We start from the raw sequence: 24,140 nt of genomic DNA, 5'->3' as shown, positions 1-24,140 counted from the left end.
CGGTTGGGCGTTTATTCTTCGGTTTGCAGCATGTTTTCCACAAACCGAAGAATTATTTGCTTACCCAGGCCCGCCAGTGACTGCGAACTCCATGTTAAGCGCCCGGCTTCCCGAAGTCGATCAATCCGTTTCCATCGAAACGCTGCTGGGGGTGGCCGCTCAAGCCACTGACATCCTCAACCAGATCCGCGACGCGATGCTGGAGCCGTATCCGCGCAAGAGCGCGCCCACTTTCACGAGCGCGCAGGTTGCGTCGCTGTGCGGCATCGACAAGCAACGGTTTCAATATTTGACGACAAAGGGTGAACTGCCTGCAGGAACGTCGAAGGGTGCGGGACGAAGCAAAGAGTTCACGCTGGAAGAAACACTCACCTGGATACGGGCGACAAAGGAGCGCGTCAGGCGGCCCGAGGGTAAGCGCGGGCGGATCGTGACGGTGGCGAACTTCAAGGGCGGCGTCGCGAAAACGACGACCGCCGTTTCGGCCGCGCAGGCGCTGACGCTTCTCGGCCGACGCGTGCTGGTAATCGACTGCGACCCGCAAGGCACCACGACGCAACTGTGTGGCTGGGCGCCCGACGCCGAGATCTCCGACGACCAGACGCTCTTGCCGCTCATCTATGGCGACCAAGAGACACTGCGCTACGCCGTGCAGCAGACGTATTGGCACAACCTAGATCTGATTCCGGCTTCCTCGTCGCTTTTCGACGCCGAATTCGAGATACCCGCGAAGGTCCTCAACGACAGCACGTTCGAGTTCTGGGAGATCGTTCGCAAGGGCTTGCTGCCCTTGACGGACGACTATGACGCGATCGTCATCGACACGCCGCCCGCGCTCAGCTATCTAACTATCAACGCGCTGCTCGCGTCCGACGCCATTCTGCTCCCCTGCCCGCCCGAAGCTCTCGACTTCGCGAGTTCGACTCAGTTCTGGCATCTATTCGCGGACATCGCGAAGAAGCTTCCGGGCGTGCTCGAGCAGAAGCGCTTCGACTTCGTGAACGTGATCTTGACTAAAGCCAAGTCGGACGATGTGTCTCGCGTGGTGCGGGGCTGGTTGCAAAAAGCCTACGGCGATCGCGTCCTGCCGTTCGAGATCCCCGAGTCCACTGTGCCGAAGGGAGCATCCGCCCAACTCTCTACCGTCTACGACTTGTCGAAACCGGATGGAAGCACGGCCGCATACAACCGGTTCAAAGAGCCGCTCGACCGGCTCGCAGAGCATCTCGACGCGCAATTCGTCCGCGCGTGGAACCAGAAGGAGGAATAAATGGGGATTGGGGATAGGCTCCTCGCGAAGACTGCAAACGTCGGCAGCAAGCCGACTGATACGTCTCAACGACCCGCGAACACCGAGCCGCGGACCTCGCCCGGAAGATTGATGGATGCACAGCATCGCATCAACGCCGCGCAGGCGCGAATTAAGGAACTCGAATCGCAACTGGAAGAACGGGCGGCGCTTGAAGTGCCGCTCGACGCGCTTGTAGAAGTACCGGGACGTCGCCGAAAGCTCACGGCCGAGCAGTTTCAGGAACTGAAGACCAATCTCGCGCAGCACGCCCTCGCTACGCCGATTCTGGTTCGGTCCGTTTCAGACGGGCGGTACGAGATTGTGGCCGGACACAACCGGGTCGCCGCGTATCGCGAACTCGGACGCGGCACCATTCGCGCGAACGTTGCATCCATCGAGGAAGGCGAGATTGAGTTCGCCGCTTTCTTCTCGAACCTGCTATCGCCATCCCTTACGGACTTTGAAAAGTATTGGAACTTCAAACGGCTGCAGGAGTTGAGCGGACTGTCGCGCACTGAGATAGCCGAAAGCGCCGGACTGAGCAAAAGCCACGTAAGCCGCATTTTCTCGTTCGACGCCCTGCCGGACGCAGCGAAGGAAATATTGGCCGCAAAGCCTGAGCGCCTCGGGAGTAACGCTGCCCAGAAGCTCGCGGCGCTTGCGGAAGCCGGGAAAAGTGAGAAGGTGGTCGAAGCAGTGAAGCGCCTGGTCGACGATGAGAGCTTCACCCAGGACAAAGCGGTGGCACTCGTTGCTGAGAAACCCAAGGCCGCGCAGCCTAGCGTGACAGTCGTGCGCGCAGGACGGCGGAAGGTATGCGAAGTAACGACTCGGAACGGAGTGGTAGGAGTCCGGTTCTTCGAGAAAGACGCCGGCGCTGCGAATGATTGGGGGCAGCGGATAGCGGATTTCATTAGCAAGTCGCTAAGCGAGACCGCCGAAGATGAGTGACCTACTAGGTACTCGTTAAAAATCAACGACTTAGAGTTTTGCAGTCAGACAAGCGCTAACACTGCGCTGGAAACGTCCGAAAAGCATCAATTGGCCGAGGTAGCCATGTAACCGACACGCTGTATAAAGACAAAAGCCTTCGGCGCCAACCGAAGGCTTTTGAATTCGGGCTTAACTGCTGTTCGCCCGGTTCGCTTCCCGACGCCAATCGGGTCACGAGTGCACATCTCGAAGTTTAGCGGATCGCGATCGGCAGTCAAGCGTTAGCCCTCCATTTTTCGAAATGGACGCACTTGACATGCATATCGCGCAACTTTCCGTTGCAGGCGAGGTTGGTTCTCGTCCGCAAAACAGTGACTTCCTTCCTGGGCCAGAAGACCGACAGGCGTTAGACGAATACGCTTGTGACCGGTCGAATCTGCCCTGGATCATTTTCCGCGCAGCGCATCGCGCCAATCACCTGTCCGCCCTGCCTGCCCGCGCCCGCGCGGTGCTCGCCGCCCTTGCTCGGACTGTCGATGCTGCTCGCCCCTTCGCAGCCATATTCGCCCGACGCGAGCTCTTGACAGGGCGAGCGCTTCAGTCCATGCGCACGTTCTATCGGAGCCTCGAAGACCTCGAATCAGCGGGATTCATCACGCGCCCTCCGCAAACGCGGTATCAAAGCGCCGGTCTGTTCGGTAGAGCCTATCTGCACCTGACACCTAAAGCGGCCGACTTGCTCGGTTTGACCGAGAAGCCCGCGATTGACAGTGGTTCTCCGCGCGAGTCAAACCAGGCGCCCGTGTACAACTCCGCGGGCGATTTCTTGACCGCACCGTCTGTCACCCTGGCAGACGGTGCTATATATAAGGATCTATCCCCTACTAATCAAAAGAGACAAGCGGCCCGCCTCCCCGCCGATCTCAAGCGCCTGCGGCTGCTGGGATTTCGTGAATTTTTAATCTTCAAACTCATGGGGGAGGCGCGACAACACGGCAAGCTTCTCTCCGACGTCGTACAGACCACATGGGAGCATCTCAAGCGGGCAAAGCATCCGATCAACTACCTGCGCGCTCTGCTGAAAAAGCCGATCGATTACGCTCACCGAGTTCGCACTCTTCGCGCTGAGACGGAACAGCGACAGTCGCGCGAATTGCACGACTTGCACATCGAGAACACCGCTCGGGCGATCGCCGGCAAAACATTCGTAAGCCGCGACGGGCTCACGCGCTATGTCGTTTCCGCCGATGCCACGGAACTCACGGCGCATCACCGTGACGAGCCGCGTCCTCGCGTGCGGGTGGGATCTTGGGCCACCGATTTCGTGGCAGCGCTCGACGGCGGCCACATCTCGCCGGTATCACACGAGGCGTTGAACGTCGAAGGCGTTAAGCGGCAGGAGGATTTCGACCATATCTGCGAGCACGAAGTCGACAAGCAAGCGCCGAGCAGCGCGGAACACGTCACGGCCCTGAAACGACTCCTCAGGTTGAAAACAGTCGGTGCTATCCCCAAATCGACATCGAGGCGGGAGTCGGAAAACCTGCGCGAACTCGTGATCTCACGACCCGCGCGGTGCGACATGTCGCAACAAGCAGAGCTTTTGAAAAACCTGCTGCGTCGCAACAAACCCTGATATACTCTAAGGTTCCGCCTCTAGAGGCGATTGAAATACGCAAGCTGCGCGAACGCGGTTTGCGCGCTTTGCTCGATGCGATTCTCAGCAAGCCGTCCGTGATCGAAAGTGATTCGATATCCATGCGGGCCGTACGCTCGCTTCCGGGGACCTGTCATCGCCGAGCAAACCTGTCGAGGAGAAAGTATGGCAAGTTTTGATCGGGAAGATTCGGAGCTGGATATCGTCGCGCCGGCGCGCAAGTCGCCGGGCCGACGCGCAGGCAAGGCAAAGGGCCAGGCCGGCAACGTGCAGCCCGATGTCGTGATGACGGCGGAGCAGGATGAAGAGCGTCAGCGTCAAATGCGCGCGTTGATTCAGTTGGGCAAGGAGCGTGGCTATCTGACGCATGCCGAAATCAACGACCATCTGCCCGACAACTTCGCGCAGACGGCGGCGATGGAAACCATCGTCAGCACGTTTAACGACATGGGCGTGGCCGTCTACGAGCAAGCACCGGACGCCGAAACGCTTCTGTTGAGCGACAACGCGCCGACGGTGGTGACCGATGAACAGTCGGAAGAGGAAGCCGAAAACGCGCTTTCGACCGTCGACTCGGAATTCGGCCGCACGACCGACCCGGTTCGCATGTACATGCGCGAAATGGGCGCGACCGAACTGCTCACGCGCGCTGGCGAAATCGCTATTGCGAAGCGCATCGAGGACGGCTTGCACGAAATGATTCAGGCGATCGCCGCGTGCCCGTCGACGGTGGCGAGCATTCTCGCGGACGCCGCGCAAGTCGAATCCGGCGAGCTAAAGATCGACGAACTCGTCGACGGTCTCAAGGAAGACGACGCAGCGGAAGAAGAAATCTCGGCCTCCGAAGTGACGGATTCGACGGACATCGATACGGACGCCGAAGAATCGGATAGCGACGAAGACGACGACGGCGACATCGAAGGTGGCGATGCCGGTGCATCGAACGAAGCGCGTTTGAAGCAACTGAAAGCGGACTGCCTCGAAATTTTCGCTCGCGTGCGCGAGTTGGCCGAACAAGCCAGTCATCCGAAAGGTTCGGGTGCCGCAGCAACGAAGGCGGTCGAACGCGCGCGCGCCGAAATTCAACGCGAGTTGGGATCGATCCGCTTTACGGCAAAGACCATCGACCGTCTGTGCGCGAACGTTCAGCAGCAAGTCGCGCAGGTGCGCGAGATCGAACGTCGCATTCTGCAGATCGCCGTGGATCGCTGCGGCATGCCGCGCGAGAAGTTCGTCGAGTCGTTCCCGGGACATGAGACCGATCTCGAATGGACGGCGCGCACGGCCGCAAGCGCCAAGCAATACGGTGCATCGCTCGAGCGCAGTCTGCCGGCCATTCAGGCAGAGCAGCAAAAGCTCATCGACATCGAAGCCGCTGTCGCCATGCCGCTCAAGCAACTGAAGCAGATCAACCGTCAGATGACGGCTGCCGAGCTGAAGATGCGTCAGGCGAAGCGCGAGATGATCGAGGCGAACCTGCGTCTCGTGATTTCGATCGCGAAGAAGTACGTCAACCGCGGCATGCAGTTCCTGGATCTGATCCAGGAAGGCAACATCGGTCTGATGAAGGCGGTGGACAAGTTCGAATATCGCCGTGGCTGGAAGTTCTCGACGTACGCGACGTGGTGGGTTCGTCAGGCCGTGACGCGCTCGCTCGCCGATCAGGCGCGCACGATCCGCGTGCCGGTTCACATGATCGAAACGATCAACAAGCTGAACCGCATTTCGCGCGAGATTCTGCAGCAGACCGGCCAGGAAGCGCATCCGTCGGTGCTCGCCGAGCGCATGGAAATGCCCGAGGAGAAGATCCGCGGGATTCTCAAGATCGCGAAGCAGCCGGTATCGTTGGAAACGCCGGTCGGTGAGGACGCCGATGCAACGCTTGGCGACATGATCGAAGACCAGGGCGCCGCGTCGCCGGCGGATGCCGCCGTGCACGCGAACATGCGTGCCGCCATCGACGATGCGCTCAACGCGCTGTCGCCGCGCGAAGCAAAGGTGCTGCGCATGCGCTTTGGTATCGACACGGCGTCGGACTACACCCTCGAAGAACTCGGCAAGCAGTTCGATGTGACGCGCGAGCGTATTCGCCAGATCGAAAGCAAGGCGATGCGCAAGCTCATGCATCCGAGCCGCGCGGACAAGCTGCGTCCGTTCCTGGATCGCTAAGCCCGAGCGCAGTAGTACGAGCAGGGCCGCAACGCGTGCCGTCCAGTGGACGGCACGCGTTTTTTTTCGCCTGCGCCGCTCAGCCGCGCGTCGTGCCCTTCGGCGCCGATGCCGCCGCGCACGCCTGCAGCGCGATGATCGCCTTCCGCGCGAGCGTCACCGTCTCTTCGCAAGCGTGGACGTTGGCGAAGATCGAGCATCCGCCGCCCGCGTCTATCTTCGATACCGCTCGGCGCACGCGCTCCAGCGCCGACTGCGGCGAGCCGCTGTCCTTCACGATGGCGGCGACGTCGAATGCGCTGCCGCCATCTGTTTCGACGTAACCGGGGCATTGACCGACCGCCTGCGCGTGCGCGCCCGCGCATATGGAACCGACGAGCGCAGCGGTCGCCAGCGTTCGCGCGCTACGCCTACGGACATCAAAGAAGGAAGGTGTGTTCATGGCGTCGCAGTCCAACGAAGCATCGCATCGAGACATGGCGCGCCGGGCTCATCCATAGCGGTCGCAAAGCACCGCGTTGTCCACAGTTTCCGTGCACAAGCGTGTGGATATCCTGAGCATCGCCGAGCCAACGCGTTGATGCGAAACGTGTTTCGCCCGTCGTGCGAAATGCGCGCGTGAAACGCCTATTGTGGACCGGTTGCAAAAAGCGCGTTCGCTCTCGTATCTTTTGAACGGCTCGCTCACGACAACGCAGTATCGTTGTCCACAGTTTCAGTGATCAACCATGTGGATATCCTGAGCATCGAGCAGCTAAGCGCTTGATGCTTCACGCATTTCCTCAGACGTCGCGCAATCATGCGTCGCGCGACGGTCTCAGTGCATCGACGGTCTTCGCGTCACCCGCGCTTCGGAATGTCGAGCCCGCGTTGCACCGCCGGCCGTGCGACGAACGCATCGAGCGCGCGCTGCACATGCGCGTAGGCGTCGAACTGAACGAGATCGCGCGCCTCATAGAAGCCGACCAGATTGCGCACCCACGGAAACACCGCGATATCCGCGACGCTGTAGTCGTCGCCCATGATCCACTCGCGGCCAGCGAGCCGCGCGTCGAGCACGCCGAGCAGACGCTTGCTCTCCGCCACGTAGCGATCGCGCGGCCGCTTGTCCTCGTAGTCCTTGCCCGCGAATTTGTGGAAGAAGCCTAGCTGGCCGAACATCGGACCGATGCCGCCCATCTGGAACATGAGCCATTGGATCGCTTCGTAACGCCGCGCCGAGTCTTCGGGCAGCAACTGGCCGGACTTGTCGGCGAGATAGATGAGAATCGCGCCCGACTCGAACAGCGCGAGCGGCTCACCGCCGGGGCCGTTCGGGTCGATGATCGCTGGAATCTTGTTGTTCGGATTCAACGACAGGAATTCCGCCGACATCTGATCGTTCGTATCGAAGCGCACCAGATGCGGCTCGTAGGGCAGGGCGGTTTCTTCAAGCATGATCGACACTTTGACGCCATTCGGCGTGGGCAGCGAGTAAAGCTGGATACGGTCGGGGTGCTGCGCGGGCCATTTGCGGGTGATCGGAAAGTCGGAGAGCGCGGGCATGGCGGGTCCTGTTCGATGGGAATCGCTCAATATAGCGAGTTCGCCCACTCGACGCACATCACGCGAATCACGTTCTCCATGCCGCCGCAACGTTCACCGTGCCGCATTCCGCGAAACCTGGCTCAGAAATTGCGACTTCCGCGACAAAACCGGCGCCGACAGCCGGAACCTCAACGACCAGACTCCTCAACCGCTGCCTTGCCGCTGCCATGAAAACCGTTCCTCTCGCAACGCTTACCGCGCTCGCCGCTGTGGCTGGGGGATTGCTGCCCAGCGTGTCGCAGGCTTACCCGCTCGAACAACAGCTCGACTGCAAGTCGAGCGCGCATCGCTTCATCGCGCCGCTGCGCGACGAGCAGTACATCGACGCCAGCCCAATGCGCGTCGAAGCGAACTCGGTCAACGCTTTCCGGCCGACGCACGGCAGCGATCTCACCGCGTACGGCTTTCGCGTCTACGCCGTGCTCGGCTACGAACAAGGCGACGCGCTTTTCAAGCAGGGCAAGGGCGAGCCGATCAACGATTCGGCGTACGGCGTCGTCGTGGTCGGATCGAAGGAGTCGGTCGAGGCGCGCGTGCGCGATGCAGGCAGCACGGCCGTGGTGCACGAAGTCGTACCGATGCTGATGACCGCCATCTTCTGCAACGGCAGCCCCATGCGCAACACGGCCGGCACGGTCGCGACCGACGCGACGAGCAGTCATTGAAACGGCGTTGCAAGGCATTTCGCCGATAATGTTCGCCTGATCGACGACGCGCGCACTGTCGCGCGCCACCCAACACTTCCACACATGGAACCGGAGAACGACGCTCGCGCGCCCACTCCGGTCGACAGGAGAACGGAGACATGCCTGAAGCAGCCAACAAGAATTCGAAGATCGCGGTTGTGACCGGAGCGGGAAGCGGCATCGGACGCGCGGCGGCGCTCGCGCTGCTAGGCGATGGCTGGTCGGTGGTGCTGGCGGGCCGCCGCGGCGCGCCGCTGGAGGCGGTTATCGCCGAATCCGGCGCCGGCGAACGCGGTCTGGCCGTCCCGACCGACGTGGCCGATCCGCAATCGGTCGAGCGGCTCTTTCAGGCGGCGGTGGAGCGCTTCGGACGCGTCGATTTGCTGTTCAACAACGCGGGCGTGAGCAATCCGCCCGGTCCGTTCGAGGACTGGACGCCGGAGCAGTGGCAGGGCGTCGTCAACGTCAATCTGAACGGCATGTTCTATTGCCTGCAGCAGGCGTTTCGCACGATGCGCGCGCAGTCGCCGAGAGGCGGGCGCATCATCAATAACGGTTCCATTTCCGCGAGCGCGCCGCGTCCGAATTCGGCTGCCTACACAGCGACGAAGCATGCGGTCGCGGGCCTGACGAAGTCCGCATCGCTCGATGGCCGCAAGTACGACATCGCGGTCGGCCAGATCGATATCGGCAACGCGCTTACCGAACTCTCCGAGCGGATGTCGCGCGGCGTGCCGCAGGCGAACGGCGAGATCGCCGTCGAGCCGATGATGGACGTGAAGATCGTCGGCCAGTCCGTGCTCTACATGTCGAACTTGCCGCTCGAAGCGAACGTGTTGTTCCACACCGTGATGGCGACCAAGATGCCGTTCGTCGGCCGCGGCTGAGCGCGCTATTCGGTGCGATACCAGACGCGAATGCCCGAGTACCAGTGGCTGACGCTGGTATCGTCACCGGCGCCGAAGGTGGAGAGACTTTCCACGTTCAACACGTCGATGCGGTTCTCAGCGATCCACCGGTTCGCGCGTTCGACGAGCGCCGCGCCGTTTTCGTACACGTTGCCTTTGATCAGGTGATGCTGCACTACCTGCCGCTCGAAGTCTTCGTAGGCGATCTTCGTCATCGGTCGTCTCCTTCTTGATGTTCTTGCCGCCGGCTTCGGCGAGCCGGCGCATGTCTCGTGTGCTGATTCGAGCATCATATGGCCTGAACGATAAAGCGCGCGGGGCGGTTTACCCGCGGTTCGAGTGCTCGCGGCGCGCCGGGCGGCTCGTCCGAACCGGTGTAACGCGAAGCCGCTGCACGCATTTGGCCGCCGCCGCCGATCTTCGCTACCATCTCCCGGTGGCGTCGATACCGGCGCGGCCCTCACCTGATCCCATGCCTTTCGTTTTGCTCGATCCCGCCATGCTTGCCGGCGATCCGCTCGACGCCGAGGAAGCACTTCTTGCGCGCGCCGCATCGGGCGATGCCGTCGCGCACATCTGGACCGCGCCCGTCTCGCTCTCGGTGCCGCGCAGCTATCAACGCTACCCGGCGCTCGCCGATGCCCGCGCGAACTTCGCGCGGCGCGGCTGTCCGGTATGGCAGCGTCTGTCGGGCGGCGGCCTGGTGCCGCAAGGACCGGGCATCGTGAACGTGAGCCTTGCCTATCCCGTGCGCGCTCCGATGGGCGCGCTCGCCGAGACGGTCTACGTGCATCTCTGCGGCATCCTGGCCGACGCGCTGCAAACGCTCGGCGTTTTCACGCATCATCAGGCGGTGGACGGCTCCTTTTGCGATGGACGCTTCAATCTGGCGTGGGCGCCCGGCAACGATGCGCGCAAGATCGCGGGCACCGCGCAGTACTGGCGGCGCGCGCCGCAACCAGCCGATGAACGCGACACGCCGCTCTACGCCGTGCTCGCCCACGCCGTGTTGCTGGTCGATGCCGACCCGGTCGAGATCAACGAGCGCGCCAACGCGTTCGAAACGCTCATCGGCAGCGGACGCCGCTATCAGGAGATGAAAGTCGTCACCGTCGCGCAGGCGCTCGCGTACGAATGCTTCGAGATTCCCGCCGACCTGCGCGCGCGCGTGTGCGATGCGCTCGCCGCGCGTCTTGCGCGGGCTTCGCTGCCGGAGACAGGTTGAGCGTCTGGTCGCTGTCCGTTTCAACCGCATCGAGGTGGCCATGCCGCTCAGACGTGCATCGAACGGCTTCTTTTTTGCGCTTTGGGTCGCCGTCTGCGCGGCCGCGCCCGAGTTTCTGTGGCAAGGACTCGTCTCGCTTGTCGGACACTTTTCGCTGACAGACGCCGCCGCGGCGCTTCTGATCGGCGCGATCCTCGCGTTCTTCGTCGATCCGGTGCTGGAGCGCGTGCGCGCGCTCGGCGAGGATGCGACGCATCGACGGCCCGCCAAGTCGCCCGCCTTCGCCGCGTGCGAAGCGCTGAGCTTCGCGGTGGTGGCCGTGTGCGTGCACGAGGCGATCACCGTGTATGTCGCCGCGAGCCATTCGAACGAGCAGGCCGGCGAGAATCTCGCGAAAGCGGTGGCGCAGGCGATGCAATGGGCGGCGATGCCGTTCTTCATCACCATCGCGTGGCTCGCGGCGCGTGGGCCGCGCTCGACGGCATGGCCGGCGGCATTGCTGGCGGTCGTGATCGGCTATTTGTGCGGTCTGACTTTCGAGTGGGGAGGGCGCGTCATCGCGACGACGCTGATTCCTTCAGTGCTGATTCTGATCGCGGGTTCCGTGGTCGTGCGCGAGCAATGGGACCCGTCCACGTTTCGCCGCTGCGCCCGCGCGACGGCTGTCGTCGCGGCGACGTGGCTCGCACTGACCGGCGTGCTGCAACTCGCGCTGTGGCTCGCGCACGTGCAGAGCTTTCGCATCTACACGAACGCGGAGTTCTGGAGCGACCTGCGGTTTTACATCGGCTGGGTAACGGGGCTGCTGGTCGCGCCGGCGATGGTCGCTCCGCTCAATCCGCACGTACGCTCCGCCGACGATAGCTGGCGCCGGCGCCGTTGATTCGACTCAGGTCGAAGGCGGCGGAGGCGGCTGGATGCCGGGCGGCGGTGGCGGGGGCGGCGGGGCCGAGTAAGCGCCATTGGGCGTGACGGTTCGCACGGCGCCACTGACGGGCACTTTGTCGCCCGCCGCGTACATGCACTGGAGATACGCGTAGTCGTAGCTGCGCTGCACGCCGTAGCCGGACGACTGCGCCGCGCCGACGCCAAACGCGCTGCCCGTGAGCAAGCCCGCGCCCGCGCCGATGGCCGCGCCCGAGCCGCCGCCGAACGCCGCGCCCGCCGCCGCGCCGATCGCGGTGCCCACGACCGCGCTTCCGACCGCGCTGTTGGTCGCGGCCTGATCGGCGCTGACGCCGCCGACCTGCTGGAGCGCGAACTGACGGCAGGAGGCATCGTCGGCCCGGAACTGGTCGAACGTCTTGGTGGAGCCGGGAAGCGCCATGACGCTCGGCCCGCTCGGCATGACGGTGCATGCGGACAGGCCGGTGAGCGCGAGAAAAAATACGAGCCTTCGGTAGTTCATGGACGTCACTTCGTTAGCACTTCATCATTGATTCGACGGCGGCGGCGGTTGCGCCGGCACTTCGCGCCAGCCGCCGGGGCACTCCTTCACATACGGGTAGTACGTGCGCGATCCGTCGCAGTAGTACCAGGAACCGCTCGGCTGCGCGGGAGCAGCCGCGGCTTGTCCTTGTTCGACATACGTGGTCGGCGCAGCGGGCACCGCGACTACCGGCGCCGGCGGATAGTAGTAGTACGGCACGGGCGCCACGGGGTAATACAGCGGCGCGCCGAACCAGATTCCGACATGGCCGCCATGCGCGCTCGCGGTGGTCGCCACACCGGCGGTAGCGAGCACCGACATCGCGATAAGAGCCTTCAGGCGATTCACGACTTTCTCCAAAAACATTCTTGCTAGATTGCTTCGCAGCAGCAAACTTACGACTTCCACATGGCCGCCACGCGTGCATTCTTCTACGCTATTCCAGTCGCGGAAGAATTTCAATTACGGCGCGGCGACGCATTCTTTCGGCGTGTTACCCGGTAATAATGCGTGTCAAGAACACTCGAAACCGAGGCGATCATGACCGATGCAGGCGGCACGAAAGAACGCGTTCGCGTCGTCGAGACAGTCACGCTGTCCGACGACTGGTACGTGCTCAGAAAAGTCATCTTCGATTTCCGGCGCCGCGACGGCACCTGGCAGCGGCAAAGCCGCGAGACGTACGACCGGGGCAACGGCGCGACCATCTTGCTGCATAACCCGCGTACCGGCACCGTTCTTCTGACGCGCCAGTTCCGCATGCCCGCGTTCGTCAACGGCCATGACGGGATGCTGATCGAAGCCCCCGGCGGTTTGCTCGACGACGCAACGCCCGATGCCCGCATCCGCGCCGAAGTGGAGGAGGAGACGGGCTACCGCGTGGGCCACATCGAGAAGATCTTCGAGGCGTTCATGAGCCCCGGATCGGTGACGGAGAAGCTTTACTTCTATATCGGCGAGTACGACGGCGCGATGCGCGTCGGCGACGGCGGCGGCGTGATCGACGAGGGCGAGGAGATCGAGGTGGTCGAACCGCCGCTCGACGAAGCAATGGCGATGATCGACCGTGGCGAGATCATGGACGGCAAGACGATCATGCTGTTGCAGCACCTCGCGCTCAGGCAAGCAGCGACACGGTCTTGACCTGCGCCCACACGCGCATGCCGGGCGCGATGTGCAAGCGATCCATCGAGTAGCGCGTCACGCGCGCAAGCAGCGGCAAGCCGTCGACGTCCAGCCGCACGACCGCCTGCGACGGATTCGCGTCTTCGGCAATGGCCTTCACCGTCGCGGGCAGCACGTTCAGGACGCTGCTTAGCGTATGGTCGTGCTCGCCGGTGATGAGGCTCACGTCGCGCGCCTTCACCGCGACGCGCATTTGCTTTCCTTCCGCGACCGGCTCGTGTAGCACGCGCAGCGTCGCGCGTCCTCCCGGCAGCGCAAGCGTCAGCAGCCGATACCGCGCGTCGTAGCCAGCGACCGTGCCTTCTAGCACGACGGAGGCATCGTCGGCGAGGGCGATCGGCAAGTCGAGCCGCGCGAGCGTCTCGCTAATCGGACCGCTCGCCAGCGCGCGACCCGCGTCGAGCAGCACGAGATGATCCGCAAGCCGCGCGACTTCCTCGGGCGCGTGGCTCACGTAGAGCATCGGAATATCGAGTTCGTCGTGCAGGCGTTCGAGATACGGGAGGATTTCGAGCTTGCGCTTGTGGTCCAGCGAGGCGAGCGGCTCGTCGAGCAGCAACAGACGCGGGCTCGTCAACAGCGCCCGCGCGATGCCCACCCGTTGCCGCTCGCCGCCCGACAAACCCGCCGGCATCCGTTCGAGCAAATGCGCGATCCCGAGCAATTCCGCAGCGTGCGCGAGATCGACGCGGCGCGTCGCGGGCGGCACGCGCTTGAGCCCGAATCGCAGGTTCTCTACGACGCTCAAGTGAGGAAAAAGGCTTGCTTCCTGAAAGACGTAGCCGAGCGCGCGCCGATGCGTCGGCAGGAAAACCCGGCGCTCGGTGTCGAGCCACACGTCGCCGTTCACGACGAGCCGACCGCGTGTCGGGCGCGCCAGCCCGGCGATGCAGCGCAACAGCGTGGTCTTGCCCGAACCGGACTGGCCGAAGATCGCGGTGACGCCTCGCCCCGGCAGGTTCAGGTCGACATCGAGCGAAAAGCCGCCGTGTTCGACGACGAACCGCACTTCGATGGCCGCGTGGGTCGCGTTGTTGCGCGCGCCGTCGAGCATGAGCGAAGGTGACGTGAGTTCAGACATGCGCCGTCGCCGTCCGGCGAGTGGAATAGAGCAGAAGAAGCACGACGAACGAGAACAGCACCATGCCGCCCGCGAGCCAGTGCGCCTGCGCGTATTCCAGGGCTTCGACGTGATCGAAAATCTGCACGGAGACCACGCGCGTGCGCCCTGGAATGTTGCCGCCGATCATCAGCACGACGCCGAATTCGCCGACCGTATGCGCGAAGCCGAGAATCGTCGCGGTGACGATGCCCGGCCGCGCGAGCGGCAACGCCACCGTGAAGAACGTGTCCCAAGGCCCCGCGCGCAGCGTCGCGGCGGCTTCGAGCGGACGGCGGCCGATGGCTTCGAACGCGTTTTGCAGCGGCTGCACGACGAACGGCAGCGAATAGATCACCGAACCCACGACGAGCCCGGCGAACGTGAACGGCAACAGACCGATGCCCGCCGCCTGCGTGAGCTTGCCGACCATGCCGTTCGGCCCCATCAGCACGAGCAGATAGAAGCCGATGACCGTCGGCGGCAGCACGAGCGGCAGCGCGACGACCGCGCCGACCGGGCCCTTCATGCGCGATGCGGTGCGCGCGAGCCACCACGCGACCGGCGTGCCGATGACGAGCAGCAGCACCGTCGCGAGCGACGCGAGTTCCAGCGTCAGCGCGATGGCCTGGAGGTCGGCGGAATCGATCGGCATGGTCCGCTCAGAGTTGATAACCGAACGATTTGATGACCGCCGCAGCCTTCGGACCCTTCAGATAGTCTTCGAACTGCTTCGCAACCGGATTGTCCCGGCCCTTGCTCAAGATCACCGCGTCCTGCTTGATCGGCTCGTGCAGCGAGGCGGGCACGATCCAAGCCGAACCGCCCGTGATCTTGCCGTTTTGGTAAATCTGCGACAGCGCGACGAAGCCGAGCTCCGCGTTGCCCGTGGCGACGAACTGCTGCGCCTGCGAGATGTTCTGTCCTTCCACAATCTTCGACGCAACGGCCTGCGTCAGCCCGAGTTTGTCGAGCGCCTGCGTCGCGGCGAGCCCGTAGGGCGCGGCCTTCGGATTCGCTATCGCGAGGTGCGTGAACTCGTTCTTCTTCAGCACGTCGCCTTTGTCGTCCACGTAGCCGTCTTTCGCCGACCACAGCGCGAGCGCGCCGGTCGCGTAGGTGAAGCGGCTGCCCGGCACGGTCAGACTTTCGCTTTCGAGTTTGGCGGGCGTGGTGTCGTCGGCGGCGAGGAACACTTCGAACGGCGCGCCGTTCTTAATCTGCGCGTAGAACTGGCCGGTCGCGCCATACGAGGCGACGACCTTGTTGCCCGTGTCCTTCTCAAAGTCGGCGGCAATGGCCTGCATGGGCGCCGTGAAATTGGCGGCGACCGCGACCTGCACTTCGCCGGCGACCGCAGCGGACGCGGCCATGCCGATTGCGATTGGAAGCAATGTGCCAAGCATCGTGCGCATGAAACGGGTCTTCACGTAACGGCTCCTGTTCTTCGTCGTGTTGGTGTGTCGCGGCATATTCGGCCGGACGAGCCTGCGTAATATAGCCGAATATATTACGCGCGTTCGTGACATGATAAAGGTCCAGCGGGCGCTGGCTTCGTGTGAGCCTGCCTCACAGGAAGCGATTGACCGCGATTACCGTTATCGACGAAACTGTGCCGCATGGCGCGGATTTGCGCCCGTGAGGAAATGAGCGTTACTCACATGCTGCGGCAAACGAGGAGACAAGACATGAGCGATGCAATGAACCTGCAACGCCTGAAACTCGCCGTCGATGGCCCGATCGCCCGCGTGACGCTCGACCGGCCGGACGTGCGCAATGCGTTCGACGACGCGGCTATCGTCGAGCTGACCGCCGCATTTCGCGCGCTCAACGACGACGCCAACGTGCGGGCGATCATCCTCGCCGCGAACGGCCCGGCTTTCTGCGCGGGCGCGGACCTGAACTACATGAAACGCATGGCGGGCTTCACGGACGCGGAGAACCGCGCCGACGCGCTCGGTCTCGCGACCATGCTGAACACCATCTATACGAGCGCGAAGCCGGTCATCGCGCGAGTGCAGGGCGACGCCTACGCGGGCGGCGTGGGCCTCGTCGCCGCGTGCGATATCGCGGTGAGCGTGGACACGGCGCACTTCTGCCTGTCGGAAGCCAAACTCGGCCTGATGCCAGCGACCATCGCGCCGTACGTGATCCGCGCGATGGGCGCGCGTGCAGCCCATCGCTATTTCGTGACGGCCGAGCGCTTCGACGCGGCCGAGGCGCTGCGCATCGGTTTCGTGCATCAGGTCGTCGCAGCGGATGCACTCGACGCCGCCGTCGACGGGATCGCCGCGAGCATCGCCGCGAACAGCCCGAACGCGGTGCGCGAATGCAAGCGGCTCGTCGCGGATCTCGCGGGCAGCGCTATCGACGAGACGCTGATGTCGGACACGGCGGATCGCATCGCGCGGATACGCGCATCGGACGAAGGGCGCGAGGGCGTGCGCAGTTTCCTCGAAAAGCGCAAGCCGTCGTGGCTGGCCTGAGCGCGGAAGCACGCCGATGATCACGCTCCATCACTGCGTCAGCGCGCGCTCTTTCAGGCCGCTGTGGGCGCTCGAAGAAATCGGGCTGACGTATGAACTGAAGATGCTGCCGTTTCCGCCGCGCATGATGGCGCGCGCCTTCATGGACGTGAATCCGCTCGGCACGGTGCCCGCATTTTCCGATGATGCGCTCTTCATGACCGAATCCGCCGCGGTCTGCCAGTATCTCGCGGCGCGCTATTCGCCCGGCGTGCTGGATGTCTCCGTGCACGAGGCCGACTTCGGCCGCTATCTGAACTTCCTGCATTTCGGCGAGGCGACGCTCACGTTTCCGCAGACGCTCGTGCTGCGCTACACGCATTTCGAGCCGCCCGAGCGCCGGCAGCCGCAAGTCGCGGAAGACTACGCGCGATGGTTCCACGCGCGGCTGCGCGCGCTCGCGCCGCTCTTGGAACGCCAGGACTTTCTCTGCGCGGGCCGCTTCACGGCGGCGGACATTTCGGTCGGCTATGCGCTGATGCTGGCGGAGCATCTGGACTTGAGCGCGCGCTTCGCCGAACCGGTCGCGCGTTACTGGTCCAGCCTGCGCGAACGCGACGGTTTTATCCGCGCGATGCGCGCCCAGGACGCCGCCGCCCGGGCGCAAGGCGTCTCGCCGGTGCCCGCGCCGGACACGCGCTGACCGGGCGCTTCCCTCCTTCACGTCCCTCCCTCCGTGGGGCTGTGCGACCCGCCGCGACGCTTTACTCTGCGCGTCAGGCGCTGACGTTCGACGCGCCTGTCCAGACGAAGCGTTCTTTGGCGAGGTGCCGGCGATGTACGTCTTTTCTTGGTTCTTATCGATGATCGTGGCGCTCGTTGCGACGGGCACGATCCTTTACGCGCTGCCGGGGTCGGCCGCCGAAGAGTTGCGCATCGCGACTGCGCCGCAAGCGATATTCGCCGCCGACGCGAGCCGCGCGGAGGCGATGGTCTTGTCGTGCGTCGGCGACGGGAAGTGAGCGGGTGCGTTGGGAAGCACGAGTGCTAGATGCTTTTGGGTCAACGGCTTAGGCCAATCGTCAGCGCGTTGTCCACAGGCTTTTCCCCGATTTCTGTGGATAGTCTCGGCGGGAAAAACCAAAAAAAAACCCGCTCGAGAGAGCGGGCTTGAATCCACATCGGTTGAGACATGGAGGAGACAAGGGCTAGTATAAACCCTTAGTCCGCCAAGTCAAGCGTTCATTTCGAAAAAATTCGAACGCCCTCACTGCTTGCCTAGGCTGTGGTAATAGCTCGCCAGATTCGCGACATCCGTATCCGACAAGCCTTTCGCCACCACGGACATCATCTCGTTCTGCCGCGCGCCCGAGCGAAAATCGTTGAGCGCCTTCACGAGATATTCCTCCGTCTGGCCCGCGAGATTCGGCGCTTCCGGCAGCTTCGAGATGCCGTCGAGCCCGTGGCACGCCTGACACTGCGCCGCCTTCGTGCGTCCCGCCTTGATATCGCCCGCCGCGAGCGACGCGTCCGATATCGCCGCAAGCAACGTCATCAACGCCGCGAGCGTCGCCGTCTGCTTCGCGCGCCTCATTTGGCCCCCGCGTACGAGATGCGGTAGATGGCGCCGGCGTAGTCGTCGGAGACGAGCAGTGAGCCGTCCTGCAGCATTTGCACGTCGACGGGGCGGCCCATGTATTCGCCGCTTTGCGTGAGCCAGCCTTCGGCGAAGACTTCCGTTTCGCCCGCGGTGCCGTCGTCCTTGATCGGCGTGTACATGATGCGCGCGCCAATCGGCTTCGTGCGGTTCCAGGAGCCGTGCTCCGCATCGAAGATGCCCCCCTGATACTTCTGCGGGAACATCTTGCCGGTGTAGAACGACATGCCGAGGTCGGCGGCATGCGCGGCGAACTCCACTTGCGGGAACACGACGCCCGCCGGCGGGTTTTGATCCTTGTACTCGACCGTGCGTACCTTGCCGCCGCCGTACCACGGAAAGCCGAAGTTCTCGCCGGCCTTCGTCGCGTGATTCAGCTCGCCGGGCGGCATGTCGTCGCCCATTCCGTCCACCTGGTTGTCGGTGAACCACAAGGTCTTATCCTTCGGATTGAAGTCGAGCCCCACCGAATTGCGCACGCCATGCGCATAGACTTCGCGGTTCTTGCCGTCCTGATCCATGCGGATGATGCCCGCGAGTCCGTTGCGGTCGAGTTCCGCGAGCTTGTCCTTCGGCGGCACGTTCCACGGCTGCCCGAGCGCGATATACAGCTTCTTGTCCGGTCCGATGCGGCACGCGCGCGCGCCGTGATTGAAGCTCTCGAACTGCGTCGGGATCAGCTTGCCTTGCGGCACCACGACTGCCGCGGCCACGTCCGGGCCCCCTTCGCCGAAGAACTGCGCGGCCGGAAAACCTAGCACGCGGTTCTGCTCGGCGACGTAGAGCACGCCGTCCGGCGAGAAGCACACGCCGTTGGGCACCTTGAACGTCACCGACGAGGCGAACTGCACGACGTCGCTCGCGACGCGTTGCTTCGTCCTGTCCGTCACCTGCCACACGCGATTCTTGCGCGTGCCGACGAACACCACGCCCGTGGATGGCTCGATCGCCATGTGCCGCGCTTCCGGCACGACCGCATACAGGTCGATCTTGAAGCCCGGCGGCAGCTTGATCTGCTTCAGGTTTTCGCGAAGCGCGTCCGCCGTCTGACCCGTTTGCGGGACGGTTTCGGGCGGCTGCGTATTGTCGGTCTGACGGAAGTTGGACAGCGTGCCGACGTTGTCCTGCGCTGCGTCGGCGGGCGGCATGCAGGCGAGCATTGCGCCGACGGCCAATGGCAAGAGCTTGAGCGTTGCGTTCATCCGGTTGTCTCCTTTATTTACGGCATCGGAAGAGGGTGTTCGACCACAGGACTTTCTTCGCCGAGCCTCCGCGTCGGTGCGCCGGCAGGTACGGCGCCGCTGGCCCGGTAAAGCAATGTTAGGACACGAAACGCCGTATGTAAGCGGCGCGTGAATATTGTCGATGCCGCCGCTACTTCCGCCCGTCGAAGATGAAGACGTTCGAGCGGTCCGGGCTCGGCAGCGCGACCAGGAGGCGCGCGCCGTCGACGATGGCGCTGCCGTCCACCGTCACATCGGGCAGCGGGCAGGGCGCGGGACCAAAAGTGGCTGACACTGCGTAGGCATTGACGCCGGGGCGCGGGCGCAGCGTCCCCTTGAAGATGCAGCCGGCGCTGGTCGTGCCGGCGGCGTAACCATCGGCGGCGACGGTGATGCGCGTCGTCGTCGAGCCGCCGAGCGCCATGCCGCGTCCGCTATAAAGGCCGCCCGCATTGGCGAGCGTGGGCGCGGTGTCGAGCAGCGGCGCCGCCGTCGCCGAGAAGCTCTGGCTCTCGCCGCCGCTGCCGCGCGTAATCGCTCCTTCGACGGCCGGCGCGTGCGCGAAGTCCGCCGTGAACGACACCGGCGAAGGGGGCGCTGCGCCGATGCGGTAATTTAATGCGGTCGCGCTGGCGAAGCGTCCGTCGCTCGTCTGCGAACCGTTCGTCGCGATGACGACGCCTCCGACGCCCGCGCCGCCGCTCGCGTAGAAGAGGTAGGCGGTGCCGTCGAAGAGTACGAGCAACGTGGCGTCCGCGTCGCCGAGCGTGCCGTTGTAGACGCCACCGGATGGCAGCGTCGTCGTGACGGCCTGCGTCGGCGGGACGGGCGGCGGGCTGGTCGAACAGGCGGCGAACAACACGACGAAGGGTAGGGCAAGCGAGGCAGGGAACAGCGCGGCGCGTGTCGTGCTCGTCATCGAAGGCTCCGGTCGCGGTCGGCCGCCTCGCGTGCTCGAAGCGGGAACGTCTTGTATAGGCGCAGGACTGCGGGGCGTCAAGCGAACGAAGAAGCGAACGAAGATCGGACACACAGAGGAAGCTCATTGCTCAATGCCACCGTCGTGATCTTCGGCGCATTCGACCGCCACAACTTCGGCGACATGTTGTCCGCGCATGTCGAGCAGCGTCTGCTTCTCGAGCGCCTGCCTGACGCCAAACCGCTTTTCGCGGGACTGGCCGCGCGAGACCTGCGTCGATACGGCGGCCATGCGGTCGCGGCGCTGGGCACGCTCGCCGGAATTCTGCGCGATAAGCCGGTCACGCTGGTGCATGCCGGCGGCGAACTCCTGACCTGCGACGCGTGGGAAGCCGCCGTGATGCTCAACGAACCGGAAGACGCGCAGGCGACCATCGCGCGATACGGCGCGCGAGCCGAGGAGCGCTTGGCGTATGCGCGCACTTCGTTGAAAAGGAATGCGCTAGCGCCTTACGTCGTCGGCCGCGAGACATGGCCGCAGGCGTCGTCGATTCGCTTCAATGCGGTGGGCGGCGTGTCGCTCGGCACGCGCGAGCCTGCGCTGCGCAACGAAGTCGTAAGCACATTGCGCAGCGCCGACGACCTGAGCGTGCGCGACGTGCACACGCAAGCGATGCTGCGTGCCGCAGGCATCGAAGCGAGGCTCGTTCCGGACCCGGTGACGATGATCGCGGAACTCTTCGATTCACGCATCGCCTCGCGCGCCCGCCTCGGCCCGGCGGCCGACGTGCGGCGCGCGTGTCCGCGCGGCCATCTCGCGGTGCAGTTCAGCGCCGACTTCGGCGACGACGCCACGCTCGACCGGCTGGCGCGCGAACTGGATGCGCTCGCCGCATCGACCGGCCTCGGCATCGCGCTGTTTCGCGCGGGCGCGGCGCCGTGGCACGACGACATCGGCGCATACGAGCGGCTTGCGGCCCGCATGCGTCAACGCGCGCTGGTCTTCCGGTCGCTGGACATTTGGGATATCTGCGCATTGATCGCGACGAGCGCGGGCTATGCGGGCAGCAGCCTGCACGGACGGATCGTCGCGATGGCGTATGGACTGCCTCGCATCAACATGCTTCATCCGCACGAAGCGGCGCGAACCGGCAAGCAGGCCGCCTATGCGCAGACCTGGGACGACAAGAACGTGCCGGGTGCCGTGTCGATCGACGAACTCGAAGCCGCCATGCGCGATGCATTGAGCGCCGACCGCGAGGCGCTCAGGCAGCGTGCTCGGGAACTGGCGCGCCTGTATCGGGCTGATGCCGCGCGCCGCGCCGTCGACTAACGCGACTGATGCCTGAAGCCCTCGCCGCGCATCGCCGCTCTGTCCACGGCCGCAATCCGGTTGCGTCCGTTCTCTTTCGCCTGATACAACTGCGCGTCGGTGAGATTGATGAAGGCCGTGATATCCATGCCGTCGCGCGGCAGCACCGTGCCCACGCCGAAGCTCGCCGTCACGCACTGAGCATGCGGCGAGCGCAGATGCGCGATGGCTTCCGCGGCGATGCGCGCACGGCACCGTTCCGCCACGGCCAGCGCGGCATCGGCGTCCGTATCGGCGAGCACGAGGACGAACTCCTCGCCGCCGAAGCGTCCGAGAAAGTGCGAAGGCCCGGCCGCCTCGCCGAGAACGCGCGCGATGCGCTTCAGGCACTCGTCGCCTTGCAGATGGCCGTAGTAGTCGTTGTAGGACTTGAAGAAGTCGATGTCGGTCAACACAAGCGAGAGCGGTTTCGCCGTCGCCTGCGCCGCCTTCCATTCGCGTGCGATCACGCTGTCGAACTTGCGGCGATTGCCGACGCCGGTGAGACTGTCGCTGAACGAGAGGCGCTCGAGTTCCGCCTGCAATTGCAGCAGTTGCTCCTCCGTGCGCTTGCGTTCGCTGATATCGAACATGAAGCCGATGAGCGCCTCGACATTGCCGTGCGCGTCACGCACGACATGCACGACGTCGCGCAGCCAGACGTAGCCGCCGTCGCGCGTGAGGGCGCGGTAATCGGCTTCGTGATCGGTGCCCGCCTTCGATTGGGATACGCAGAAGTTCACGACCGCGTCGCGATCGTCGGGATGCATGCGCTCGGCCCAGTCATGGACCGTTTTCCACGACGACGGCGGCCAGCCCAGCAGTTGCTCGATCTGCGGCCCAATGTAGCTGAACTGCATGGTGGCCCAGTCGATCTTCCACGGGATCGCCTTCGTCGATTCGAGCAGCGTGCGATAGACGGCGCCGTCTTCCTCGCCGAACGCGCGGCAGGACGGCGAGAGCGATGCTTCGTGACGCAGGAACGCGGCTTTGAGCGGACTGTCGGGCTGCATGAGGCTCATTCGGTTGACGCGCGGCGCGCGGGGAACGTGAGCCTGTGTTTACGGCGGCGGCGCGGCAATCCTGAGCATGCGCGCCGTGCGGCGCGCGTCAGCGTTCGTCGGAGAGCATGGTGCCCCGGCAATTGGCCGCGAGGCATCGGCACGCGTAGAGGCGCTTGAGCGCCGCCGTGCGCCGTCCTTCGACCGTGAGCCGATAGTCGATGAACAGTTCCTGCCCCTTGCCGATCGGGCGAAGCGAACGAATAAAGACGCGCTCGCCGTCCTGCTCGGCTTCGCAATTCGGCGCGCAACTGTGATTCAGCCAGCGCGCGGAATTCCCGCCACGGGCACCGTCGATGACGCGGCCGTCGTCGAGTCCGAAGAGGAACGTATGTCCGTCCTCGGCGTTGGAGCGCTCGTACATGCGTTGCGCTTCCTTCCACGAAAGACGCTTGCCCTTGTATTCGAAGAGCAGCGCGCCCGCGGGCAGATCCGCGAGGGCGAAGACGCCCCGGCCGTGAACGGGCGATGTTCGGACAGTGATTCGACGCATGGTGTGGCGAGTCGCAGTGTTGAAGTGGAAGCCGGCTGTGGACCGGCGTCATGTTCGCGCACGCAGCGATGGACGCATAGCGCTCGCGATCTATCGTAACTGCATTGCGGCGGTATGGGGTGGCGTGTGTGACGATTCGTTCCGTTTCCTCTGCTGCTCATCGGGCGTTTGCGGCTTGGCTCGGGCGTCTTGTGGCACGAACGAGCGCGATGCCGCTGCCCTGCATCCCGTGCGACCGGTCGTGTGAGCCCGCTTCGCAAGGAAGCGAAAACGATTCGTTTGCGCCGCGCGCTCACGCTCGACTAGGCTCGGGAAACGAACCGCATCGCACGAAAGGAGCCGCAGTGATCTCGCCCATCGATCTGACGACGCTCGCTCGCACGCCGAACGACGGCTATCTCAATCGCATCGTCGCCACCGTCAACGACCATGAAGTTCACGTGAGCGTGATGAGCGCGCCCTACGAATGGCATCTGCATCCCGACTCGGACGAGACCTTCATCGTCACGGAAGGCACGCTCGTGATCGACCTCGAAGACGGCTCGATGCACGTCCACGCCGGGCAACTGCTGACCGTCCCGGCTGGCGTGCGTCATCGCACGCGTCCGCTGGGCTCGCGCTCGGTGAACCTGACGGTGGAAAGAAAGCACGCGACGACCGTATTCTGCGACGATCCGCGCGCATAGGCCGAGGCACGCGTCTTGGACAGCCGATCCGGCTTGGCAATTGCTCACCGTAAACGCAGCGGCCTTTTCTTTCCTATGTTCGTTTCCGACGGCAGGCGCAGCGCAGCTAGTTCGCAT

The 24,140-nt window shown here is 64.2% G+C and carries 27 protein-coding genes; 14 read left to right on the top strand and 13 right to left on the bottom strand.

Annotated elements, in window-relative coordinates:
• The first annotated feature begins 91 nt into the window (after positions 1 to 91).
• From HWX53_RS24570 to rpoD, 4 genes are all read left to right on the top strand, one after another.
• On the top strand, positions 92 to 1,270 hold the full coding sequence (locus HWX53_RS24570; RefSeq protein ID WP_175945763.1) for an AAA family ATPase: 1,179 nt from the start codon (positions 92 to 94) through the stop codon (positions 1,268 to 1,270).
• Positions 1,271 to 1,381: 111 nt separating this feature from the next.
• Entirely contained in the window at positions 1,382 to 2,242 is an 861-nt protein-coding gene (locus HWX53_RS24565) for a ParB/RepB/Spo0J family partition protein (RefSeq protein WP_244140253.1), read from the top strand.
• Positions 2,243 to 2,540: 298 nt separating this feature from the next.
• Positions 2,541 to 3,860 (top strand): replication protein O, encoded by a 1,320-nt coding sequence (locus HWX53_RS24560; RefSeq protein ID WP_175945759.1) that lies wholly within the window; start codon positions 2,541 to 2,543, stop codon positions 3,858 to 3,860.
• A 186-nt stretch (positions 3,861 to 4,046) separates the two neighbouring features.
• Positions 4,047 to 6,050 carry an RNA polymerase sigma factor RpoD gene (gene rpoD, locus HWX53_RS24555; protein ID WP_175945757.1) on the top strand — a complete coding sequence of 668 codons (2,004 nt, stop codon included), beginning with the start codon at positions 4,047 to 4,049 and terminating at the stop codon, positions 6,048 to 6,050.
• Positions 6,051 to 6,129: 79 nt separating this feature from the next.
• On the opposite strand, the gene HWX53_RS24550 is transcribed toward rpoD, so the two are convergent.
• Together HWX53_RS24550 and HWX53_RS24545 are read right to left on the bottom strand one after the other, a co-directional pair.
• On the bottom strand, positions 6,130 to 6,492 hold the full coding sequence (locus tag HWX53_RS24550) for a hypothetical protein (protein WP_244140252.1): 363 nt from the start codon (positions 6,490 to 6,492) through the stop codon (positions 6,130 to 6,132).
• Between the two features lie 398 nt (positions 6,493 to 6,890).
• Positions 6,891 to 7,595 carry a glutathione S-transferase N-terminal domain-containing protein gene (locus HWX53_RS24545; RefSeq protein WP_175945756.1) on the bottom strand — a complete coding sequence of 235 codons (705 nt, stop codon included), beginning with the start codon at positions 7,593 to 7,595 and terminating at the stop codon, positions 6,891 to 6,893.
• Between the two features lie 209 nt (positions 7,596 to 7,804).
• On the opposite strand from HWX53_RS24545, the gene HWX53_RS24540 reads away from it, so the two are divergent.
• Both HWX53_RS24540 and HWX53_RS24535 read left to right on the top strand, forming a co-directional pair.
• On the top strand, positions 7,805 to 8,302 hold the full coding sequence (locus tag HWX53_RS24540; protein WP_175945755.1) for a hypothetical protein: 498 nt from the start codon (positions 7,805 to 7,807) through the stop codon (positions 8,300 to 8,302).
• 140 nt (positions 8,303 to 8,442) lie between these two features.
• A complete protein-coding gene (locus HWX53_RS24535) occupies positions 8,443 to 9,210 on the top strand; it encodes an SDR family oxidoreductase (protein WP_175945754.1) in 768 nt (255 codons plus the stop codon).
• A gap of 5 nt (positions 9,211 to 9,215) precedes the next feature.
• Here HWX53_RS24535 and HWX53_RS24530 read toward each other — a convergent pair whose 3' ends face one another.
• Complete coding sequence (locus tag HWX53_RS24530; RefSeq protein ID WP_175945753.1) at positions 9,216 to 9,446, bottom strand: hypothetical protein; 231 nt, start codon at positions 9,444 to 9,446, stop codon at positions 9,216 to 9,218.
• A 257-nt stretch (positions 9,447 to 9,703) separates the two neighbouring features.
• Between HWX53_RS24530 and HWX53_RS24525 the strand changes: the two genes are divergently transcribed.
• Positions 9,704 to 10,456 carry a lipoate--protein ligase family protein gene (locus tag HWX53_RS24525; RefSeq protein WP_175945752.1) on the top strand — a complete coding sequence of 251 codons (753 nt, stop codon included), beginning with the start codon at positions 9,704 to 9,706 and terminating at the stop codon, positions 10,454 to 10,456.
• A gap of 40 nt (positions 10,457 to 10,496) precedes the next feature.
• Positions 10,497 to 11,339, top strand: coding sequence for a hypothetical protein (locus HWX53_RS24520; protein WP_244140251.1), 843 nt, complete (start codon positions 10,497 to 10,499; stop codon positions 11,337 to 11,339).
• Between the two features lie 6 nt (positions 11,340 to 11,345).
• Here HWX53_RS24520 and HWX53_RS24515 read toward each other — a convergent pair whose 3' ends face one another.
• Together HWX53_RS24515 and HWX53_RS24510 are read right to left on the bottom strand one after the other, a co-directional pair.
• Positions 11,346 to 11,864: a glycine zipper family protein gene (locus HWX53_RS24515; RefSeq protein ID WP_175945750.1), complete on the bottom strand. Its 519-nt coding sequence runs from the start codon at positions 11,862 to 11,864 to the stop codon at positions 11,346 to 11,348.
• Positions 11,865 to 11,888: 24 nt separating this feature from the next.
• The gene (locus HWX53_RS24510; protein WP_244140276.1) at positions 11,889 to 12,206 is read right to left on the bottom strand and encodes a hypothetical protein; all 318 of its coding nucleotides are present in this window, start codon (positions 12,204 to 12,206) and stop codon (positions 11,889 to 11,891) included.
• A 219-nt stretch (positions 12,207 to 12,425) separates the two neighbouring features.
• Between HWX53_RS24510 and HWX53_RS24505 the strand changes: the two genes are divergently transcribed.
• The gene (locus HWX53_RS24505) at positions 12,426 to 13,028 is read left to right on the top strand and encodes an NUDIX domain-containing protein (RefSeq protein ID WP_175945748.1); all 603 of its coding nucleotides are present in this window, start codon (positions 12,426 to 12,428) and stop codon (positions 13,026 to 13,028) included.
• Here the strand turns inward: HWX53_RS24505 and modC are convergent.
• From modC to modA, 3 genes are read right to left on the bottom strand one after another with little or no spacing between them, the layout of a single operon-like run.
• Entirely contained in the window at positions 13,003 to 14,124 is a 1,122-nt protein-coding gene (gene modC / locus HWX53_RS24500) for a molybdenum ABC transporter ATP-binding protein (RefSeq protein WP_244140275.1), read from the bottom strand. The two genes, HWX53_RS24505 and modC, sit on opposite strands and share 26 nt — an antisense overlap.
• Before the next feature lie 19 nt (positions 14,125 to 14,143).
• On the bottom strand, positions 14,144 to 14,824 hold the full coding sequence (gene modB, locus HWX53_RS24495; RefSeq protein WP_175945744.1) for a molybdate ABC transporter permease subunit: 681 nt from the start codon (positions 14,822 to 14,824) through the stop codon (positions 14,144 to 14,146).
• A 7-nt stretch (positions 14,825 to 14,831) separates the two neighbouring features.
• On the bottom strand, positions 14,832 to 15,584 hold the full coding sequence (gene modA, locus HWX53_RS24490; RefSeq protein WP_175946200.1) for a molybdate ABC transporter substrate-binding protein: 753 nt from the start codon (positions 15,582 to 15,584) through the stop codon (positions 14,832 to 14,834).
• Positions 15,585 to 15,869: 285 nt separating this feature from the next.
• Here modA and HWX53_RS24485 point away from each other — a divergent pair, with 285 nt between their 5' ends.
• The 3 genes from HWX53_RS24485 to HWX53_RS24475 all read left to right on the top strand — a co-directional run bounded on the left by HWX53_RS24485 (position 15,870) and on the right by HWX53_RS24475 (position 17,656).
• Positions 15,870 to 16,655 carry an enoyl-CoA hydratase/isomerase family protein gene (locus HWX53_RS24485; RefSeq protein WP_175946198.1) on the top strand — a complete coding sequence of 262 codons (786 nt, stop codon included), beginning with the start codon at positions 15,870 to 15,872 and terminating at the stop codon, positions 16,653 to 16,655.
• A gap of 16 nt (positions 16,656 to 16,671) precedes the next feature.
• Entirely contained in the window at positions 16,672 to 17,337 is a 666-nt protein-coding gene (locus HWX53_RS24480; protein ID WP_175945742.1) for a glutathione S-transferase family protein, read from the top strand.
• A gap of 133 nt (positions 17,338 to 17,470) precedes the next feature.
• Positions 17,471 to 17,656 (top strand): hypothetical protein, encoded by a 186-nt coding sequence (locus tag HWX53_RS24475; protein WP_175945323.1) that lies wholly within the window; start codon positions 17,471 to 17,473, stop codon positions 17,654 to 17,656.
• A gap of 245 nt (positions 17,657 to 17,901) precedes the next feature.
• On the opposite strand, the gene HWX53_RS24470 is transcribed toward HWX53_RS24475, so the two are convergent.
• From HWX53_RS24470 to HWX53_RS24460, 3 genes are all read right to left on the bottom strand, one after another.
• A complete protein-coding gene (locus HWX53_RS24470; RefSeq protein ID WP_208454816.1) occupies positions 17,902 to 18,228 on the bottom strand; it encodes a cytochrome c in 327 nt (108 codons plus the stop codon).
• Positions 18,225 to 19,493, bottom strand: a complete 1,269-nt coding sequence (locus tag HWX53_RS24465) for a PQQ-dependent sugar dehydrogenase (RefSeq protein WP_175945739.1) — start codon at positions 19,491 to 19,493, stop codon at positions 18,225 to 18,227. Before HWX53_RS24465 ends, HWX53_RS24470 begins: the two co-directional genes overlap by 4 nt.
• A gap of 172 nt (positions 19,494 to 19,665) precedes the next feature.
• On the bottom strand, positions 19,666 to 20,433 hold the full coding sequence (locus HWX53_RS24460; RefSeq protein WP_175945737.1) for a hypothetical protein: 768 nt from the start codon (positions 20,431 to 20,433) through the stop codon (positions 19,666 to 19,668).
• Positions 20,434 to 20,559: 126 nt separating this feature from the next.
• On the opposite strand from HWX53_RS24460, the gene HWX53_RS24455 reads away from it, so the two are divergent.
• A complete protein-coding gene (locus HWX53_RS24455) occupies positions 20,560 to 21,765 on the top strand; it encodes a polysaccharide pyruvyl transferase family protein (protein WP_244140250.1) in 1,206 nt (401 codons plus the stop codon).
• Here the strand turns inward: HWX53_RS24455 and HWX53_RS24450 are convergent.
• Complete coding sequence (locus tag HWX53_RS24450) at positions 21,762 to 22,805, bottom strand: sensor domain-containing diguanylate cyclase (RefSeq protein ID WP_175945735.1); 1,044 nt, start codon at positions 22,803 to 22,805, stop codon at positions 21,762 to 21,764. The two genes, HWX53_RS24455 and HWX53_RS24450, sit on opposite strands and share 4 nt — an antisense overlap.
• 88 nt (positions 22,806 to 22,893) lie before the next feature.
• Positions 22,894 to 23,337 carry an SET domain-containing protein gene (locus HWX53_RS24445; protein WP_175945733.1) on the bottom strand — a complete coding sequence of 148 codons (444 nt, stop codon included), beginning with the start codon at positions 23,335 to 23,337 and terminating at the stop codon, positions 22,894 to 22,896.
• 344 nt (positions 23,338 to 23,681) lie between these two features.
• On the opposite strand from HWX53_RS24445, the gene HWX53_RS24440 reads away from it, so the two are divergent.
• Positions 23,682 to 24,023 (top strand): cupin domain-containing protein, encoded by a 342-nt coding sequence (locus HWX53_RS24440; RefSeq protein ID WP_244140249.1) that lies wholly within the window; start codon positions 23,682 to 23,684, stop codon positions 24,021 to 24,023.
• Positions 24,024 to 24,140 lie beyond the last annotated feature (117 nt).

This window comes from Caballeronia sp. BCC1704 (genome assembly GCF_902833455.1).
In the GTDB taxonomy this organism is placed as follows: Bacteria; Pseudomonadota; Gammaproteobacteria; order Burkholderiales; family Burkholderiaceae; genus Caballeronia.
The sequence above is the reverse complement of the archived record's forward strand: the minus strand, read 5'-3'. Positions and strand labels throughout refer to the sequence as shown.